General features: G+C 51.0%; 17 protein-coding genes and 1 tRNA gene. 11 read left to right on the top strand and 7 right to left on the bottom strand.

The genetic code is table 11. From position 1 onward, the window contains the following. A partial coding sequence (locus ACN4EK_RS30525; protein ID WP_431662214.1) for a gas vesicle protein GvpG occupies nt 1–284 on the top strand: 284 nt, incomplete at its 5' end. Here the strand turns inward: ACN4EK_RS30525 and ACN4EK_RS30520 are convergent. The 3 genes from ACN4EK_RS30520 to ACN4EK_RS30510 all read right to left on the bottom strand — a co-directional run bounded on the left by ACN4EK_RS30520 (nt 285) and on the right by ACN4EK_RS30510 (nt 3,301). Beyond that, nucleotides 285–371 (bottom strand) — tRNA-Ser (locus ACN4EK_RS30520). 77 nt (nt 372–448) lie between these two features. Beyond that, complete coding sequence (locus tag ACN4EK_RS30515) at nt 449–2,716, bottom strand: ComEC/Rec2 family competence protein (RefSeq protein ID WP_431662213.1); 2,268 nt, start codon at nt 2,714–2,716, stop codon at nt 449–451. 99 nt (nt 2,717–2,815) lie between these two features. Then, nucleotides 2,816–3,301, bottom strand: a complete 486-nt coding sequence (locus ACN4EK_RS30510) for a DUF4079 domain-containing protein (protein WP_431662212.1) — start codon at nt 3,299–3,301, stop codon at nt 2,816–2,818. Between the two features lie 169 nt (nt 3,302–3,470). Between ACN4EK_RS30510 and ACN4EK_RS30505 the strand changes: the two genes are divergently transcribed. Beyond that, a complete protein-coding gene (locus tag ACN4EK_RS30505; RefSeq protein WP_431662211.1) occupies nt 3,471–3,950 on the top strand; it encodes a phosphate-starvation-inducible PsiE family protein in 480 nt (159 codons plus the stop codon). 14 nt (nt 3,951–3,964) lie between these two features. Beyond that, complete coding sequence (locus ACN4EK_RS30500; RefSeq protein WP_431662210.1) at nt 3,965–4,423, top strand: nitrate reductase associated protein; 459 nt, start codon at nt 3,965–3,967, stop codon at nt 4,421–4,423. A 70-nt stretch (nt 4,424–4,493) separates the two neighbouring features. On the opposite strand, the gene ACN4EK_RS30495 is transcribed toward ACN4EK_RS30500, so the two are convergent. Both ACN4EK_RS30495 and ppk2 read right to left on the bottom strand, forming a co-directional pair. Continuing rightward, nucleotides 4,494–5,825, bottom strand: coding sequence for a hypothetical protein (locus tag ACN4EK_RS30495; protein ID WP_431662209.1), 1,332 nt, complete (start codon nt 5,823–5,825; stop codon nt 4,494–4,496). A gap of 59 nt (nt 5,826–5,884) precedes the next feature. Next, the gene (gene ppk2 / locus ACN4EK_RS30490) at nt 5,885–6,808 is read right to left on the bottom strand and encodes a polyphosphate kinase 2 (protein ID WP_431662208.1); all 924 of its coding nucleotides are present in this window, start codon (nt 6,806–6,808) and stop codon (nt 5,885–5,887) included. Nucleotides 6,809–7,008: 200 nt separating this feature from the next. Between ppk2 and ACN4EK_RS30485 the strand changes: the two genes are divergently transcribed. Then, nucleotides 7,009–7,596 carry a D-glycero-alpha-D-manno-heptose-1,7-bisphosphate 7-phosphatase gene (locus ACN4EK_RS30485; protein WP_431662207.1) on the top strand — a complete coding sequence of 196 codons (588 nt, stop codon included), beginning with the start codon at nt 7,009–7,011 and terminating at the stop codon, nt 7,594–7,596. Here ACN4EK_RS30485 and ACN4EK_RS30480 read toward each other — a convergent pair. After that, nucleotides 7,586–8,065 carry a CRR6 family NdhI maturation factor gene (locus ACN4EK_RS30480; protein ID WP_431662206.1) on the bottom strand — a complete coding sequence of 160 codons (480 nt, stop codon included), beginning with the start codon at nt 8,063–8,065 and terminating at the stop codon, nt 7,586–7,588. The two genes, ACN4EK_RS30485 and ACN4EK_RS30480, sit on opposite strands and share 11 nt — an antisense overlap. 210 nt (nt 8,066–8,275) lie before the next feature. Between ACN4EK_RS30480 and ACN4EK_RS30475 the strand changes: the two genes are divergently transcribed. From ACN4EK_RS30475 to rnc, 6 genes are all read left to right on the top strand, one after another. After that, complete coding sequence (locus tag ACN4EK_RS30475) at nt 8,276–9,496, top strand: sensor histidine kinase (RefSeq protein WP_431662205.1); 1,221 nt, start codon at nt 8,276–8,278, stop codon at nt 9,494–9,496. 158 nt (nt 9,497–9,654) lie between these two features. Next, entirely contained in the window at nt 9,655–10,086 is a 432-nt protein-coding gene (locus ACN4EK_RS30470; RefSeq protein WP_431662204.1) for a response regulator, read from the top strand. A gap of 73 nt (nt 10,087–10,159) precedes the next feature. Further along, on the top strand, nt 10,160–11,458 hold the full coding sequence (locus ACN4EK_RS30465) for an ATP-binding response regulator (protein ID WP_431662203.1): 1,299 nt from the start codon (nt 10,160–10,162) through the stop codon (nt 11,456–11,458). Nucleotides 11,459–11,736: 278 nt separating this feature from the next. Further along, nucleotides 11,737–12,888, top strand: coding sequence for a hybrid sensor histidine kinase/response regulator (locus ACN4EK_RS30460; protein WP_431662202.1), 1,152 nt, complete (start codon nt 11,737–11,739; stop codon nt 12,886–12,888). Between the two features lie 367 nt (nt 12,889–13,255). Then, a complete protein-coding gene (locus ACN4EK_RS30455; RefSeq protein WP_431662201.1) occupies nt 13,256–13,873 on the top strand; it encodes a hypothetical protein in 618 nt (205 codons plus the stop codon). A 30-nt stretch (nt 13,874–13,903) separates the two neighbouring features. Beyond that, nucleotides 13,904–14,632: a ribonuclease III gene (gene rnc, locus ACN4EK_RS30450; protein ID WP_431662200.1), complete on the top strand. Its 729-nt coding sequence runs from the start codon at nt 13,904–13,906 to the stop codon at nt 14,630–14,632. Here rnc and ACN4EK_RS30445 read toward each other — a convergent pair. Beyond that, the gene (locus tag ACN4EK_RS30445; protein WP_431662199.1) at nt 14,629–16,551 is read right to left on the bottom strand and encodes a sensor histidine kinase; all 1,923 of its coding nucleotides are present in this window, start codon (nt 16,549–16,551) and stop codon (nt 14,629–14,631) included. The two genes, rnc and ACN4EK_RS30445, sit on opposite strands and share 4 nt — an antisense overlap. A gap of 183 nt (nt 16,552–16,734) precedes the next feature. Here ACN4EK_RS30445 and ACN4EK_RS30440 point away from each other — a divergent pair, with 183 nt between their 5' ends. Next, on the top strand, nt 16,735–17,469 hold the full coding sequence (locus ACN4EK_RS30440; RefSeq protein ID WP_431662198.1) for a RibD family protein: 735 nt from the start codon (nt 16,735–16,737) through the stop codon (nt 17,467–17,469). The last annotated feature ends 47 nt before the right edge of the window (nt 17,470–17,516 follow it).

Here is a 17,516-nt window from a genome sequence, read left to right as displayed (position 1 = left end):
AGATGTGTATAAGAGACAGCTCTACTCCTATGGTTCTCCGCCTCCTCTTCGCTCCCATCACCGGACTTACCTGGATTGCTGAACAGATTCAAGAACGGGCAGACACCGAGCTCGATGATAAAGAAAATCTACATAAGCGACTCCTGACCCTCCAGCTTGCCTTTGATATGGGCGAGATCTTAGAGGAGGACTTTGAGGAACAGGAAGAAGAATTACTGCTGGCGATTCAGGCGCTAGAAGATGAACAACGCCGCTTAGCCGCAGAAGGATCAGATAACGAGTAACGGAGAGGGAGGGATTCGAACCCTCGTTAGGTTTGACCCTAAAACAGATTTCGAGTCTGCCGCATTCAACCGCTCTGCCACCTCTCCAGAGGTGAGGATTCCTGATGAATCCAACGATCGTCAGACGAAAAATTACATCTGACCATTAGTGACAATAACTCATTTTAGGAGGTCTTGTCACTAGCCTCCAACTTCGTGACAAATCCTTCACCCGGAGTCCACTGAATGGCTCCATCCTGTCCTGTCCAGTAAAGCTGAGTCCCCACCTGACGAAATTGGTTCGCGGTATCGGCATCTATTTTGGTGGCTGAGGCGATCGCAACCTCTGGCTTCAGCGCGGCGATCAACTCCGGATGTAGAGGCTTACCAGACCACCAAAGCACTTGAGGATGCACTGGATGGCTGGATAACAAAGTTTTTTGGGTCGTTGTGGTTGGGGAACCGAGCCAAAGCCAGGTTTGATCATGCAGGGTGAACTGAGCGATCGCGGGATCGGTTGGTAAGGGCTGGATCTGGGCAGATCCGAGTCGGATTGTTTGGTTGGGGAACAGGTGGATGGGTTTGGCTAGCGGGTTGTTGGTAGTAGCAGGAATACCTGGAGTGTCAGGTTGAGCGCCACTGAAGGTATATATCTGCTGAACCGGGATGGCTTTTAGCAGTCCAGTCCAGCCAGGTTGTTGAGCGATCGGAGTTGTCGCGATCGCCCAATCCAGGTGGTTGACTCCCTGTTGGCTGAGGAATGGCAGGACAGAAAAATTCACAGTCGCAGTATCACCCCCGTTAATCAGCGTCGTGTGTTTGCCATCCTGAATCACCATCACCGGCTGACGAGTTGTAGCCAGGATCGTGACTCGGAGTAATCCGGCTTTAGCTTGCCACATGGGCACGAACAGAACAATCACACCGAGGGAGAAAGCTAACCAGCCACGTCGCCGCCACCAGGGAGAGAACCAGGTGAGGGCTAGGAGGCTATATAGGACGATCGCGCTGATAGCCGAAATTGTGCCGATCGCATAGGCACTGCCGGGTAACTCGGCAAAAAAGCGGGTGATCAGGAGCAATAACTGGACAGGAAATTGTAAAATCCAGGCGAAAGCACTCCCCGCCGGAAACCAGATCAGGGCAGCGAGAGCGCTGATAATGCCACCAATCCCCAGAATGGAGATTAATGGTGCAGTGATGATGTTGACGACAATGCTGTAGGTACTGAGGACACTGAAGGTTTGCAATTGAACTGGCAGCGTCCAGAGGGTGGCAGCAAGGGGAATGGCAATTAGGGAGGCGATCGTCGGGGGGAGCCAATCCAGCCATTGCATTAACGGTGGGACGGAGACTAACAGACCGATCGTGGCTAGAAAACTAAATTGGAAGCTGAGATCGTAAATCCAGATTGGCGACCACAGTAATAGGAGGGTAGCGACAACCAGCATCAAGCTCAATGGTTTGACGCGGCGATCCACTAATAGGGCGATCAGTCCACCGAAGCCCATCAGTGCCGCGCGGAGAATTGCCGGTTCGGCTCCCGCCAGTCCGATGAATCCCAGTAGAGCGATCGTGCCAACTGCAAACTGTGCCCGTTTCGGTAAGCGGCGGCTGAGCGTCAGAACAACTCCCAGAATTAGAGAAACTTGAGTGCCAGAAGCCGCTAAGGCGTGAGCCAGACCAACGCGGGTAAATTGATCCTTGATATCAAAGGGTAAATCGACGATCTGTTTGCCAAGTGCGATCGAGGCAATCAATTGTCCAATCGGGCTACCGGCACCTGCCACCTGCGATCGGGCAATCCGCTGTTGAATCAGCCACCAATCCCAACGGGTCGGCTGGGGCGGAAGGTCTACCTGTTGCCCCCGTAATCCGGCAAAACAGCCTTGCTGCGCCAGATATTTCTGAAAATCAAACCCACCAAAATTTGTTGCGGGTTGGGGTTTGTAGAGTGATCCAGTGACGGCGATCGTTTGACCAGGGTGTAATCCGGTAGCTTGCAGTAATGGCAGGGTGACATAGAGTTTACCCGTAACTGCCGCTTGATGATGCCCTGGGGCTGGTTGACCTTTGAGGACGGCTAATTGCTGCACCTCTAGCCAAACCTGCATTTTTTGGCTACGGGTCAGATGGGGTGTTTCCAAAATTTGCCCCTGAACTTTGACTTTCAAGGCTGGGGTTGCCGATGCTGTGGTGGGAAGGATCCGGCTAATGTCGGTGACGGCAGGATGGGGCGTTCTGACGTGCAAGTAGAGGGTTGCCAGCAGTGCGATCGTGCCTGCCATTAGCCAAATTCTGGGTTTAGGGGCGGTGCGCCAAATGCGACGGATACCCCAGGCAGCCATGATTCCCAGTCCCAGGACAATCACTCCTCCGGCAGGAATGGCGGCGACCAGCAAACCAACAATGTAAGCCAAACATAGAATGATTGTAGTGACGGAACCCATCATGCACCCCGATCGCCATCAAAAAAGCCCCAAGTTAACCTTGAGGCTATGGTAAGAGTGCCCATTCGGTTCACTCAGAAGGACAATCGGTGAGAAAATTCTCTAAATAGAGAGTCCTAGCTTGATGCCGAGGACAGCGTGAACGAGCAGGAGGGCAAAAATGACTGTACCCAGATAGGCGTGTGCCATGCGTAGACCCGATTTGTTTCCCCAAAACCCTGCCAGAGAGAGGGCGCTGTTGGTCGCGAGTAACCCTAACACGATCGTTCCGGTGACAAAGTGCGGGCTTTCCAGAATTGGTTGCCGCTGCATGACTAAGGACAATACTCCCCCGGTATAGCCCAAGGCGAGAAACAAAAACATGAGTGGCGCAAAGGTGCGGTGGGCGGTGCGACTCTTGGTAGCGGCTTCTTTGTCTGTGTCTTGAGCTAGTCGTCCGTTCCAGCCGGTGTAGACCACATAGCTGCCAACGACTAACACCACAATGCCCATCATCACCGGATGTCCCCAATGGACGATCGGTTCTGGGAGATTTAAGGTACGAAACCAGGCGGCAAGAGGTTCTAACAGATCACTTAAGTTACTCATACGGATCAGTGTGTGCTCGAAAAGGATGGGGATGGATCAAACTCCTGTTTGATCTTAAAGATCTTTGGCGGTTTGTAATCGTTATCATTGCCACAATCTATTTGCTCGTGTCCGCCGCGATCGGGTATTCTCACGCTATCTGCCCGGTTCCGATCAATGAGATTTTGCTGTGCGTAGGTTCTTCAAGCGAGTCAAAAATACGATTAGCCAGGATGACGAATTTCTCCATGCTCTAGAGAAGGTAGAAGTTCTGGTGTCAAAGATCCTATCGATCGCCATGATTCTGGTGATTCTGGTAGCGGTCAGTGATTTGACCATTTTCCTGATCAAGGATTTTTTCTGGGCAGAGGTGGTATCACGGGACTTTGGTCGCTTTGGGACGAGCTTGTTTCAAATCTTCGGGTCGTTCCTGAATGTCTTAATTGCGTTGGAACTGCTAGAGAACATCACGGCGTACCTACGAAAGCATGTGGTGCAGGTCGAGTTGGTGATTGTGACATCGTTAATTGCCGTTGCCCGCAAAATCATCATTCTGGATCTAGAACGCAAAACTGCCTCAGATCTAGCGGCACTGGCATTTGCGATTCTGGCAATTTCGGCAAGCTACTGGTTGATTCGGCGAACCACCCGCAAAATAGATGGGCAGTGATGGATGGTGGTAAGATGACTCAGTTTTTCCAATTTGAAGCTGATTTTGTGGAATCACTGCGCTGTATTCCCATGCAGGTGCGCTACAAGCTGGATACCTGTGGGGTGAAGTTGAAGTTGGTGCAGTGGAATCAGTTTACCCAGGACGATCGCCGCGTACTGGTAGAACTGCCATCGGATACCGAAGCAGAAGTGCAGGCGTACCGAGAATTTTTGCACCGCTTGATTCAAGAACGGAGCGGGACAGAAGCCACCGATCTAGCGATCGATCCGGCTCCACCCTGGCTAGATGCTGTCACAGTGCCAGAGATGGTGCAGGAAAAAGCCCAGCAATTCCAGGTGACGCTGACGGCTGCACAATGGGCAAATTTAACGCCACTACAACGGTTTGCCTTAATCAAACTCAGTCGGTCTAGCCACGAAAATGCCAACTTTTTACCGGCTCTACAGGAATTTCACTTGGTTTCAGACTAGGTCGGGAGCGATCGTGAAGCGGTTAGCTGCCACGATGACACCAGGATTGTAATCAATCAATTAGGCATGTTTATTTCAGCTTTTGCTCGGCGGCGGCTAATAATACTTGGGCATCGGCATAGACCGTTGTCCCTGGTTTAACTCTCCGCAACACTGTTTTAATTTGTTCTAGTTCGCGAGTTGCCCAAGTCCGATCGATCGACGTAGCTCCGGCGGGAATACGGGCAAGAAACTCGTTCTTTAAGCCTTCGGCTTCCTCATAGGCTTTGACCGACTCCCGCTCCTCTTGCTGTCGTACTCGTGCCGTTTCCAAACTATCTTTATACTTGGCGAGTAACCGTTGAGCTTCGCTGTAGTCCGGATCTTCCACCTTAATATCATGCAGCCGATCGATCGCGTCCTGCCATTGCTGTTGAGTTTTCTCCCACTCCGCCACGGAATGGGCAGATCCCTGACTGGAAGCCTGGGCATACTTGGCAAACTCTTTTGCCGCCTGAATCAGATTGCCAGTCCGAGCATTCCCCACTGTGAAGCCAACGACCTGTTCAAAATCCCGTTCGTAGGCTGGCAGTTTAAGATCAGCCGTTCGACCTGCCAGAGTTGCCTGGGGAATGGTGTGTAAGGTGTCGATCGCCTGTTGCCATTGGGCGATCGCGGCTTGTTGCTCGGCGGAATTAGGTGACTCCTGATACTGCTGTTTGGCGTTGCCTAATGCTTGTTCGGCTTGTGTTAGTGCCGTTTGGGCATTGTCTTCCTGAAACAAGCGGGCATCCATGCGGGCGACTTCTTTCCGGGCTTGTTGAAATTCATCCAGGGTAAATCGCCAGTAACAATGAAACCAACGGCAATAAGCCGTGGGATAGTAGCCCAAAAACCAAACGGGTAAGGCATCCAGGCTGCTTTGTGCCTGCTTCACTTTGGTTCTGCCCAGACCCAAATCAGCAGGACTGGTAGCTTTGTTGACCAGTTGGTCGGCTTGTTCGGTTGCTGCGATCGCCTGACGGTAGTTGTGATCCATGCTGAGGAAACTGGGCAGTAACAGCATAGGCGCATGGCGGGCGACCGGATAGCGAATCATGGGATAGGGCAGATTCACGAACCAGATGCTACCCACAACAGCGGCGATCGAAATCGTCCCGAACTTCAGCCAACCCCAAATCGGTGATGGCGGTTGGTTGGCGGCGGCGGCTTGCTGCAATACCTTTTTACTGAAGTTGGGAAAGAGATCATTCATCAGTTCCCACAACTCCTCCTGAGTCGCCGGAGTGCCCGGTTGCGATCGCAGCCGTTCTAACCGCTTTAAGGCAATCTCCTGCTGCACCTGTCCGGCAATATCATTAGTCGCTAGCCGTTGAATTTCAGCGTTCAGGAGGTCAAAGGCACGTTGATTCAAACGAAACATGGAGGCTTCGGGAAGTAGAGGAATAGTTGCTTGTAGTGTTCCCCGATCGCCGATCGAGGTTAATACACCTGGGGCACGAAGAATTGCTCGTTGTGGGGCGGACGGACGTAAGTTTCCGAGGGTTTGCGGGGGGGCAAATCAAACGGTTCTGGGGTGGTGTCCTCGTAGGGAATTTTGCTGAGGATGTGATGAATACAATTCAGCCGCGATCGTTTCTTATCATCAGCTTCAACAGTGAACCAGGGTGCTTCCGGAATATTAGTGTGGGCAAACATCTCATCTTTGGCTTTGGAGTATTCTACCCAGCGATTGCGGGACTCTAAATCCATCGGGCTGAGTTTCCAGCGTTTGGTGGGATCGAGCATCCGGGCTTGAAATCGGCGTTCCTGTTCATCATCACTGACGGAAAACCAGTATTTCAGCAAGATAATACCTGACCTGACTAACATCCGTTCAAATTCTGGGCAGGATTGCAGAAATTCACGGTATTGTTCCTCAGTACAAAATTCCATCACCCGCTCTACCCCTGCCCGGTTATACCAGCTGCGATCGAACAAAACGATCTCTCCGGCTCCGGGTAAATGGGCAACGTAGCGTTGAAAGTACCACTGGGTTTTTTCATGATCCGAGGGAGTCCCCAGTGCCACAACCCGGCAGCCCCGAGGATTTAAGCATTCTACGATTCGCTTGATGGTGCTACCCTTCCCGGCAGCATCCCGTCCCTCAAAGATGATCACGACTCGTAGCCCGACATGCTTGACCCAATATTGCAGTTTGACTAACTCCATCTGCAACTTTGCCAGCTCTTTTTCGTAGGCAAATTTCTTCAGTTTGACGATCGACGTGTCTGGAGGACGATAGCCCTGACTCACAATTGGACTTGGCTCTGGAGTTTCAGTCAGCTTTTGTTTCTTCTTGCTCTTTTTTGATGCCACCGTGACAGCTTCTGGATCCTTACCACCGTTTCGTGCAGCCCGTTTCATACACAATTATCCCTATAGTTCTACTTGCCCATCGCCACTGAAGCCTGGATATTTTTCTTTGTCGAGAATAGCTTGGGGGTCTGCCGGGTCGGAGAAATTATAAGAAAGAACTAAGGAAGTGACCGATCGCGGATCGCTTTGCAGTCTCACCGGAATTTGCTATTCTCCAACTGAATTACCCGTCCTCTAGGGCTGAAGGCATGACACGACTGGCAGTATTTTTCGATCGCGATGGGGTGTTAAATCAAGAAGTTGGCTATATTCATCGTGTCGAGGATTTACACCTGATTCCAGGGGTGGCTGAAGCGGTGCGGCGGCTCAACGATCGCGGGGTTTTCTGCTGCCTGGTGTCGAATCAATCGGGACCGGCTCGGGGGTACTATCCTGCCAGCCATGTAGAGGCTCTGCACGATCGGCTCTGTCGATTATTACAAACCGAAGCGGGGGCGCATCTGGATGCCCTCTATTATTGTCCTTATCTCAGTGCGCCGGAGGGGGGGCAAGACCCGGAATATACCCGTTGGAGTACCTGGCGCAAACCGAATACCGGCATGTTAGTAGCCGCCGCCTGGGAGCATGATCTCGATCTGAGCCGCAGCTTTATGGTAGGGGATAAAGCGACGGATGTGGATATGGCTCACAATGCCGGATGTGTTGGGGTTTTGGTGCAAACTGGCTTTGGCGATCGGGTGCTAAGTGGTGACTACCAGCATCACACCCAGCCCGACTATATTGCTGCCGATTCCGCCGCCGCCGTCGATTGGATTTTGCAACAAATCACGGCTTAATCAGTTCAAATAAGCCATCATCCAGGTCATAGCCAAACATCTGAGTCATTGCCTTTAGGCGCGAATCACCGTCAATGCCTTGCTGATGCAACCAGTTCGCCAGGACAAAGATTTTGTGCATGACAAAGATTTCCAATGCCTCGGGATTGTACTGGATGCCGTTCTTAGGGTGGAATTGGTGCGGCACCAGCATGGCGGTATAGCGGGCCAGTTCGCCTGCCTTCCAGTCCAGTAAAAAGGGAAACCAGGGATACTGGGCATCTAACCGGACAAACCAGAGCCGAATTTCGGGAATTTCCGGTAATTCTCGCGGATCGTTGGGTTCGCGGGGGTAATCCACCTGAAATTGCACCTGTTGTTCATACTTGGCGATCGCGGTATCCGTCAACATCGGTTCAACCACCGTCAGAGCTGGGGTGAGATCCAACTGATTAATTTGGTCAGCCGTGAGGGTAATCGTAATCGTCATGCTGTATAGGGGAAAGGATGGTCTACTCCATCTTCCAGTGAATCGGGACGGATGCAACTCGCAACCTTGAATCCTCAGGATTGAGTCACCTATATCGATCGCCAATGTTGCCCTAAAACTCTAACTTTGGGTATAGATCATTGCCCTAGCGCTTGACTATAGTCGGAGCATTAGCAAGCTGGGATCGTCTGTCGATCGTGGAGGAAAGGTATGAGCCAAACTGAGTCCCATTCAGCCACCCCATTGCTACAATCGTTGCCCCGTACCTTAGCGGCTGCTATTAAAGATACGCTGCAACTTTACACTGACCAGCCCTCGACCCGACAACAGGAACAACTCCTGGCAACCCTGGCACAAATTTCTCCTGTGGGCATTTTCCGAGCCGATGCCGATGGGCGGGCAGTGTATGTCAACGATCGCTGGTGTGACATTACTGGCATGACACTGGAGCAAGCCCAGGAGAATTGGTCAGATGCTATTCATCCGGATGATCGGGAGCCAGTGATGGCAGCCTGGGCAGAATGTACCCAAACCCGCCAGCCCTTTCGAGTGGAATATCGGATTTGCCGCCGCACCGATGCTCAGGTTGTATGGGTGTTGGCGCAGGCTGAGGTGGAGGTGGATGAACAGGATCAACTGGTTGGCTATGTAGGGACACTGACGGATATCACCGATCGCAAGCAAGCCGAAATTGCCCTCCAGGAACGGGCAGAGGAATTGACCTATGTGAATGCCATGTTGGCACGCACGACCAGCCTGTTGAAAAAGCGCAATCAAGAACTGGATCAATTTGCCTATGTGGCATCCCATGATCTAAAGGCACCATTACGCGCGATCGCCAACCTGTCGGAATGGTTAGAAGAGGATCTGAATGATCTGCTACCAGCGGAAAACCGGCAGCAAATGCGCTTACTACGCGGACGAGTGCATCGGATGGAAGCATTGATTAACGGGTTATTGGAATACTCACGGATTGGTCGAATTGAAGCGGCGATCGAACCCGTGAATGTCAACACGGTATTAATGGAGGTGATTGATTCCCTGGCATTGCCACCCAGTTTTACGGTGGTCGTGGGCGAAAATATGCCAACCTTATCAACCAAACGCCTATTACTGGGGCAGGTATTTGCCAATCTCATTAGCAACGCGGTGAAGCACCATCCCCGTGATGATGGGCGAGTGACCATTTCAGTGCAGGAGCGCGGAGGAGAGTATGAATTTGCTGTCTCCGATGATGGCAATGGCATTGCGCCGGAGTACCACGACAAAATTTTTACGATCTTTCAAACGCTGGAAGCCCGTGATACTAAGGAAAGTACCGGGATTGGACTGTCGATCGTCAAGAAGATTATTGAAACAGAAGGCGGCAGTATTAGCGTGGACTCTCAGCCAGGAGCGGGGGCAACCTTTCGGTTTACCTGGCATAAATGACTGCGATCGCCAAAATTATGACTCTTGGACGAGGTGGAGGCAGCAGGCTTCTATTTACCATTTTTAATAAATATCACTATTACAAAATTTCCTCTCTGGAAAAACTGACGAATTGATTTTCTATATCGCCGTAATTTACTGAGGTGCAAGATCCAACAATGGAAAAGCCCGTGATTAATATTCTCTTAGTAGAAGATGACGCAGTGGACGTGATGAACGTGCAACGCGCCTTTCGGAAAAATCACATTGCCAATCCGTTGTATATTGCCCAAAACGGTGTGGAGGCGTTGGCAATGCTACGGGGTAAGGATGGGCAACCTCCGGCAGTGCCCAACGATCGCCGCCTGATTTTGTTAGACCTGAATATGCCTCGAATGGGAGGAATTGAGTTTTTGCGAGAACTGCGATCGGATCCAGACTTGCAATCAACTCCAGTGGTTGTCCTGACTACGTCTAATCAGGATCAAGATCGGGTAGAAGCGTATCACCTGAACGTCGCCGGATATTTGTTGAAGCCAGTCACATTTCAAAACTTTGCTGAAGTGATGGCAACGCTGAATAAGTACTGGGCATTATGCGAGATGATATGACTGACTTACACAGCAAGACTCCCCTGTTGATTGCACTGTTTCTGGATGATGGCTCCTCAACCATTAACGACCTATGGAACCGATGTTAAAAATCTTAGTGGTCGATGATGATGAAGTTGATCGGATGGCAGTCCGGCGGGCTTTGAAGTCGGCAGGGGTGTTTATGGAATGGTTTGAGGTAGAGAATTGTGCCGCCGCGATCGCAATTACCCAAACCACCCATTTTGATTTCATCTTTTTGGATTACTGCTTACCGGATAGCGACGGGCTGAGCTTGGTGCGAGAACTGCGGCAACGGGGGGTGCGTGTGCCCTTAGTGGTGCTGACGGGGCAAGGCGATGAGGAGATTGCCGTTGAACTGATGAAGGCAGGGGCTTCGGACTACCTGGCAAAATCCAAAGTTACCTCAGAAACCTTAGTCCGCATCCTGCGAAATGCGATGCGGGTCTACCGGGCGGAAGTGCAGGTGTCGCTGGCAAATCAGCAGTTACGCGAAAGTAACGATCTGTTACGCCGAAAAAATCAAGAGCTAGAACACCAGCGCCAACAGATTCAACTGCAAAATCTCAAGTTGTTGGAAGCATCGCGGATGAAGTCGCAGTTCTTAGCCACTATGTCCCATGAACTGCGTACTCCTCTGAATGCCATTATTGGCTTCTCCCAAATGTTGCTCCGTCCCAGTAAAGGGCAATTGAACCCGCAGCAACTGGATATGCTCCAGCGCATCCTCAATAATGGTAAAAACCTGCTGGAGTTACTGAATGACATTCTTGACCTGTCTAAAATTGAGGTGGGTCGGCTAGAACTGGTGCCTGATACCTTTAATCTGGAAACCGAACTGCGAGCGACGATCGAAGGGCTGCGATCGCTGGCAGAGCAAAAAGGCTTATTTCTCGAATTACAGACAACCCTACAAAATCCCCAAATTACCAGCGATCGCCAACGCTTGCGGCAAATTTTGGTCAATCTATTGTCGAATGCGCTCAAATTTACAGAAGCGGGGGGGGTGTGGGTGGAGGTGAGTGAACCGGAACCCGAGCATCTGGCGATCTCCGTCCATGACACGGGCATTGGCATTGATGAAGCCCATTTAGAGCATATTTTTGAGGCATTTCGGCAGGTGGATCAAAGTATTACCCGTCGCTACACGGGGACTGGCTTAGGGTTAGCAATTACCTATTCCCTCGTCCAAATGCTGAATGGTTCCATCATTGTGGAAAGCCAGTTAGGGAAAGGCTCGGTATTTCGGATCGAATTACCCCGCACGTTATCTAGTCAGGTGCTCAATCACACGATTCAAGAGTTGACCTATCCCCCGGCACGATCGCCTAAAGCCCTCGATCGCATGAATCTTGTCAGAGGGCATGATTAATCGGAGAAGATTAAATTTTCCTAAAACTAGGCTCGTGGGCTCTCTAACTCTTACTTAAGAAAGACCTGTCTTCCTTTTTAAAATCTTAAGATGGAAGGATAGAGGTTGAACTCTTGGCAACGGTAGGATCGGTTTCGCAAACAATTTCTTGTTTCAGGGCTAAGTAGTGTCAAGCTTGAGACTATGACATTAGCGCGTGGAACTTTTACTACACTCTGTTTCAGTTTGTGGTTGCCACTCCATATTTGTGATGCGGTCTAGTTTACCTTACTTAATTCATGTCATTTAATAAGAACGGCTCTAGGACTGACCAAATTCTGGTCGTTGATGATATTCCCGATAATCTCTTTTTAATCAAAACCATTCTGGAAGATGAAGGGTATGAGATCACGCTGGTGGAAAACGGCATGGATGCCCTCAAGGCTGTGCAACAGTCTCCACCGGATCTCGTGCTGCTGGATGTGATGATGCCCGATCTGGATGGGTATGAGGTTACCCGTCGGATCCGGAATAACGCCCAATTGCCCTATATCCCCATCCTATTAATCTCTGCTCACGATAATTCCAGTGTGGTGATTGGTCTGGATGCTGGAGCAGATGATTTTATTCGCAAGCCGGTCGATGCCGATGAATTGTTAGCGCGGGTGCGATCGCTACTGCGCTTGAAACATAGTATTGACGAACGAGAACACATGTCCCGCCAACGGGAGGATTTTGTCTCGCGGCTAACCCATGATTTGCGTACTCCGCTGGTTGCTGCCGATCGCATCTATACGCTATTTCAGCAAGGGGCATTTGGTTCGGTGTCTCCAGATATGGCCACCACGATCGACAACCTGATCCGCAATAATCAAAACCTATTGCAGATGGTGAATACCCTGCTAGAGGTTTATCGCTATGAAGCAGGGCGGAAAAATTTGGTGCTGGCTCCGTGTGATCTCAAAGCCTTGATTGAGGATGTGGCGCAGGAACTCACGCCTCTGGCACAGGAAAAAGGCTTAACGCTGAAGATTAATGTTGACCAGTGTGATCCCAGTAAGAAAGATTTGGGGATTGTGAATGGTGATCGGCTGGAGTTACGCCGAGTGATCACAAATTTAGTGGCTAATGCGATCAAATTTACCGATCAAGGGGGCGTAGAGATTCATTTAACCGAAATGGAGAATGTCCTGCCTGCGGCTGATGGGAATGGGCATCGCCCTGCTGCCTGGCTGACGATCGATGTGATGGATACCGGTGCAGGGATTACGACGGAGGATCAAGCCGTGATTTTCGATCGCTTTCGCCAGGGACAACATAAGCGTTCGGGCAGTGGGTTGGGCTTGCATCTGTCGCGCCGAATTGTGGAAGCTCATGGTGGCAAGGTAGGGGTAACTTCTAGTTTGGGACAGGGCAGTGTGTTTACCATCCAGTTACCCAAATTAGCTTAAACAACAGCTTCCGGGCAGTTTTAATCGCAGCTATTCGGGATGGCGACGGACGATCGTTGAATCTCTTTACAAGAACTTTGGCATGATTTAAGTTGGGTGGGTGTTCTACCAGATGCCTGAGTTCCGTTTCAGTTATTGAGCTCGCCTGCTCCTTTTTAAATGCAGCGGTTCCCTGAAGATCGTTGTGGTATCGATCGTACTCCGCGCTTTTATAGAATTTTGTTCCTAGTCGGCTGATTATGTAGATTCAGCAAATCCCGTTTATGCAGATCTACTCTGATCGGCAATCTAAACTAGGATGGAAAGAATTTGGACGGGGCTTCTATCAGTTAGGTAATTCTCAATGAATGTAGTTTGGGATCGGTCTGTGAACAACCCCATCTCTCACGATTTACCTCAGAATGATGTGAATACCGTATCCTTTGCCCATAACCTGATTGCAGTGGGTGAAAACAAACGGAGTGGCTTAATCCTATGTAAGGAGCACTATGCCGAGTTTGCAGGCCCAGGGGCGGCGGTAGGTAGTCCGGCAGAGCAACACTATACCACTGTGATTGCGATCGGAGCTCCTGAAATTGTCGAAGTGACTACCCATGAGTTGCGGCAACGGGCATATAGTCGGCGGATTCAGTGGGTACGGTGGTTACACAAAATTGTTGATCATCCCGATCCGATCCAACGCATTGAAAAGCTGTTTGCTGGGTTCGATGCTTTTTTTGGTAATGAAGTGTTAGCGAATCTATCAGACGATATTCTGTCCCGGTTGGCAGGAGTGTTACCGCAAACCGTTGCTGCTCTCAGACAACAACATCCTCACTTAGCAATGCCTGATGTCACCGAAGGGCGGGTTGGGGAAGAGACGTTATGCATTCGGGTGATTGATCTTGATCCAGGTGGGTTGTCTCCTCGATTGGCAGAAATGCCAACGGCACCGATTTATCCTAACTTAATCAAAGCCCTGCAAAATCTACCCTGTTCGGCATAATGGCATGATGTACTCTTGCCTGATCAACCGATGACTCTGCAATATCCTCATCGTCAGCAGCAGCTAGAACAATTGGTGCAAAAGTTGGGTGTACCCAATGCAACGCTGATTCAGTGGCAACTCTTAGATCGGGCACTGACCCATTCCACGATCTCGGTGGATGCGAATTATGAACAACTGGAGTTTGTCGGTGATGCCGTCATCCGGTTGGCGACGGCTGAATTTTTATGGGAGACGTTTCCCGAACTGCCGGTAGGCGAGTTTGCGGCAATTCGATCGGTGTTAGTCAGCGATCGCATCCTGGCACAGATTGCAGCGAGCTATCACCTCGATCGCTATCTCTTAGCCTCTAATAGTGCGCTGAACGATAAATTAGGTCAGGAATCACGCTTAGCCCAGGCATTTGAGGCGGTGTTGGCGGCGCTTTACTTAAGTACGCATACGCTGGCATTAGTCCGACCCTGGTTAGATACTCATTTACACCGATTAGTGGTGGAAATTCGGACTGATCCGGCTCGCCAAAACTATAAAGCGGCGTTGCAAGAGTGGACGCAAGCCCATTACAAAGTGCTGCCAGAATATCGGGTGCAGGAAACGGCAGCGGTTGCCAGTTCCGAGCGGTTTATGGCGGAGGTATGGTTACACGGCAATTGTTTAGGGCAGGGCTGGGGACGATCAATTAAAGCGGCGGAACAAGCGGCGGCTCAGGTAGCCTTTCTAGCGATGCGGAATCCGTCGTCAACTACACCTGACTATTAGCGATCGTTGTCGTAGGGCAACCAGATGCGAAAAATGCTCCCGGCACCAGGGGTAGATTGAAACGATAGGGTGCCTCCGTGTAACTCCACTAGCCGTTTGGTTAACGCTAAACCCAGTCCTGTGCCTTCATGCTTGCGAGTCAGGGAGGAATCCACCTGCGAGAAGGGGCGGAAGAGAAGATTCCAGCGTTCTTTCGGAATGCCAATGCCCGAGTCTTTGACTTCCAGGCATAGATAGGGCGTATCGGGATTAATCGGGCTATGATCCGGGCGATTGTCCTGCATCAGGTGTTGCCCGTAACGAATTTGACTACTGAGCTTGACATGCCCCCCTTCCGGGGTAAATTTCACGGCATTAGAGAGGAGATTGATCACCATCTGGCGCACTCGGCGTTCATCTAGCGGTACTTCTCCAATTGATTCGTCTACGTCCAGGGCAAGGGTTAACCGCTTTTTTTCGGCTCCGGGCTGAATCATACGCAGGCACTGGTGACAGAGAGCCTGAATCTCTACAGGTTGTAGGTTTAACTCAACTTTACCCGCTTCAATTTTGGAAATATCCAGCAGATCATTAATGATCTTCAATAGGTGGATCGCGGCATCATCTGCCTGTTGCAAAAACTCTAGTTCCTCGGCACGGGTATCGCAGCAGTTATCTCGAACCAGCCGCACACAGCCAATAATGGCATTTAACGGAGTGCGGAGTTCATGGGAGGTGGTGGCTAAAAAGTCACTTTTTAGTTCACTGGCAATCTGCGCCTCCTGCCAGGCGGCTTCCAGTTCTTCCGCCCGTTCTTCTAGGCGTTCCACCATACTATCCAGGGCGGCGGCGAGATGATTTAGTTCTTGAATGTGAAAATCTTTAGGCGATCGCTCGGGATCGGAATGGCTATGAATCTGGAGGGCATACTGGCTCAGTTGTTCGATCGGGCGGGCTAAGTCTCGGGCGATGTAGTAGGTGGCTAATAACAGGGCGATAATTAACCCGATCGTCAAAACCATCAAGGTTTGCTGAATGCCTTCCAGCCCATACAGGGCATTGTGGGCGGGAGCCACTGCCAGAACTGTCCAGGTTTGAGTTTGATTCCCACCGATCGGGATAGTAATGCGATTGAAACTGACTAGCCAATCTTTACCATCGGCTTTAAACCACAGTAACGATTGGGGATTGGGCTGTTCGGTGCTGGAGTCTTTAAACACTCCCTGCCAGATCAGGGGAGTGAGTGCCTGCTGAATATTTTGTCCGATACGATCGCGGTTGGGATGCAGCAGTATCCTGCCATCTTGTTCCACCAGGATGGTATAGCCTGCTAAGGATCCCCGTTGGACTGCTTCCTGGCGATAGAGCGAGGCTTGTACGCTCAAAAGATAGCGAGGTTGTCCCTGGCGGTTGTAGACCGGGGTACTTAGGACTAGATTTAACTGGGATTGGGCAGGGCGTGGTTGGCTTAAGTGAGTAGGTTCGGTGGGGGTTAACTGCACCTGCGATCGCAGGTCTTGACCGGACGACGGTAGGAATGCTGTAGCCGCTTGCCAGTTGGCATCGATCGGCTGATTGCCACAGGTGCTACCCTCTACCCGTTGCGTTTCTAAGTTGAATAGTTGAATACATTGAATATCCTGAGTTAACCAGGAGCGCATTTGTTGCACAAAAGTAGATGCTGCCTGAGGTTGCTCCATTTGCATGGCAAAGCCGACGCTGGCAGTGGTGACATTCGATCGCAGCGCCTCAATGCGATCGCGAATATTCTCGCCTTTGCGCTGGGCACTTTCGGTCAGATTTTGTTGGGCTGTTTGCAAAAAACCTTCTCGGGCTTTGCGGTACGTGACGTACTCGCCCAGTAACAAGACAGGAATACTGAGCAACAAAATTTTGGAGAGCAGAATGCGACGAAAGGAAGACTGACCCAATTTCGGCATAGAACATGTCTCGCAGACAACTCTTCAAGCGATTGGCAGCGCTAGTGTAAACAGGTGGGAGCAGTTCCCAATGAACCTCGCTCACGTTCAATAGCAGACGGCGGGAGGACATTGATCAATTCGTCAGCCACCGATTACTGTTTTTCCAGTTGAATCAGGTCAGAGGGTTCTGAGCTAAATCTAATGACAATTATTACAAGGATCACTCCGGTTGGGGATAGCCTGGTCGATCGCCCAAAAACGATCGTGGTTTTAGCTACAAGTCTAGATGGTAAAATTACCGATTTCCAGCATACGGCTGCCCGGTTTAGTTCTGCGGCTGACAAAGCTCATCTGGAACAGCAAATTGCCCAAGTGGACGGGGTAATATTTGGGGCGGCAACCCTGCGGGCGTATGGCACAACCCTGCCAATTACCCATCCGGCACTCCTGGCAGCCCGACAACAAGCCGGAAAACCGCCGCAACCGGTACATATCGTTTGTTCGCGATCGGCAGTCTTCGATACCCAGTTGCCCTTTTTTCGGCAGGCTGTGCCCCGGTGGTTATTGACCTCGGCTGAAGCCGCCACCCATTGGCAACACTCGGAGCACTTCCAGCAAATCTGCGTTTTGGATCCACACGACTCCCCCGCGACAGACTGCGATTGGCGCAGCTTCTTCCACTACCTATCCACTCTGGGTTGGCAACGCCTAGCCGTTCTTGGGGGTGGGACGCTAGTCGCCTCGCTCCTCGCTGCCCAACTGCTGGATGAATTCTGGATTACCCTATGTCCGCTCCTCCTCGGCGGCAATACCACCCCGACCTTAGTGGCTGGCTCAGGCTTTCCCCAAGCGATCGCCCCCCGCCTGCAACTCCTCAGCGTCAACCCGATCGACCACGAAATTTTCCTCCACTACCGTGTCTCTCCTCCAACCTAATCCTTCCCACCTTCCCACCTCTCCACTCCTGTCTCTTATACACATCT

Source organism: Pantanalinema rosaneae CENA516 (assembly GCF_050753385.1).
GTDB classification, from domain to species: Bacteria; Cyanobacteriota; Cyanobacteriia; order Leptolyngbyales; family Leptolyngbyaceae; genus Pantanalinema; species Pantanalinema rosaneae.
This window is presented reverse-complemented; position numbering and strand designations above follow the sequence as displayed.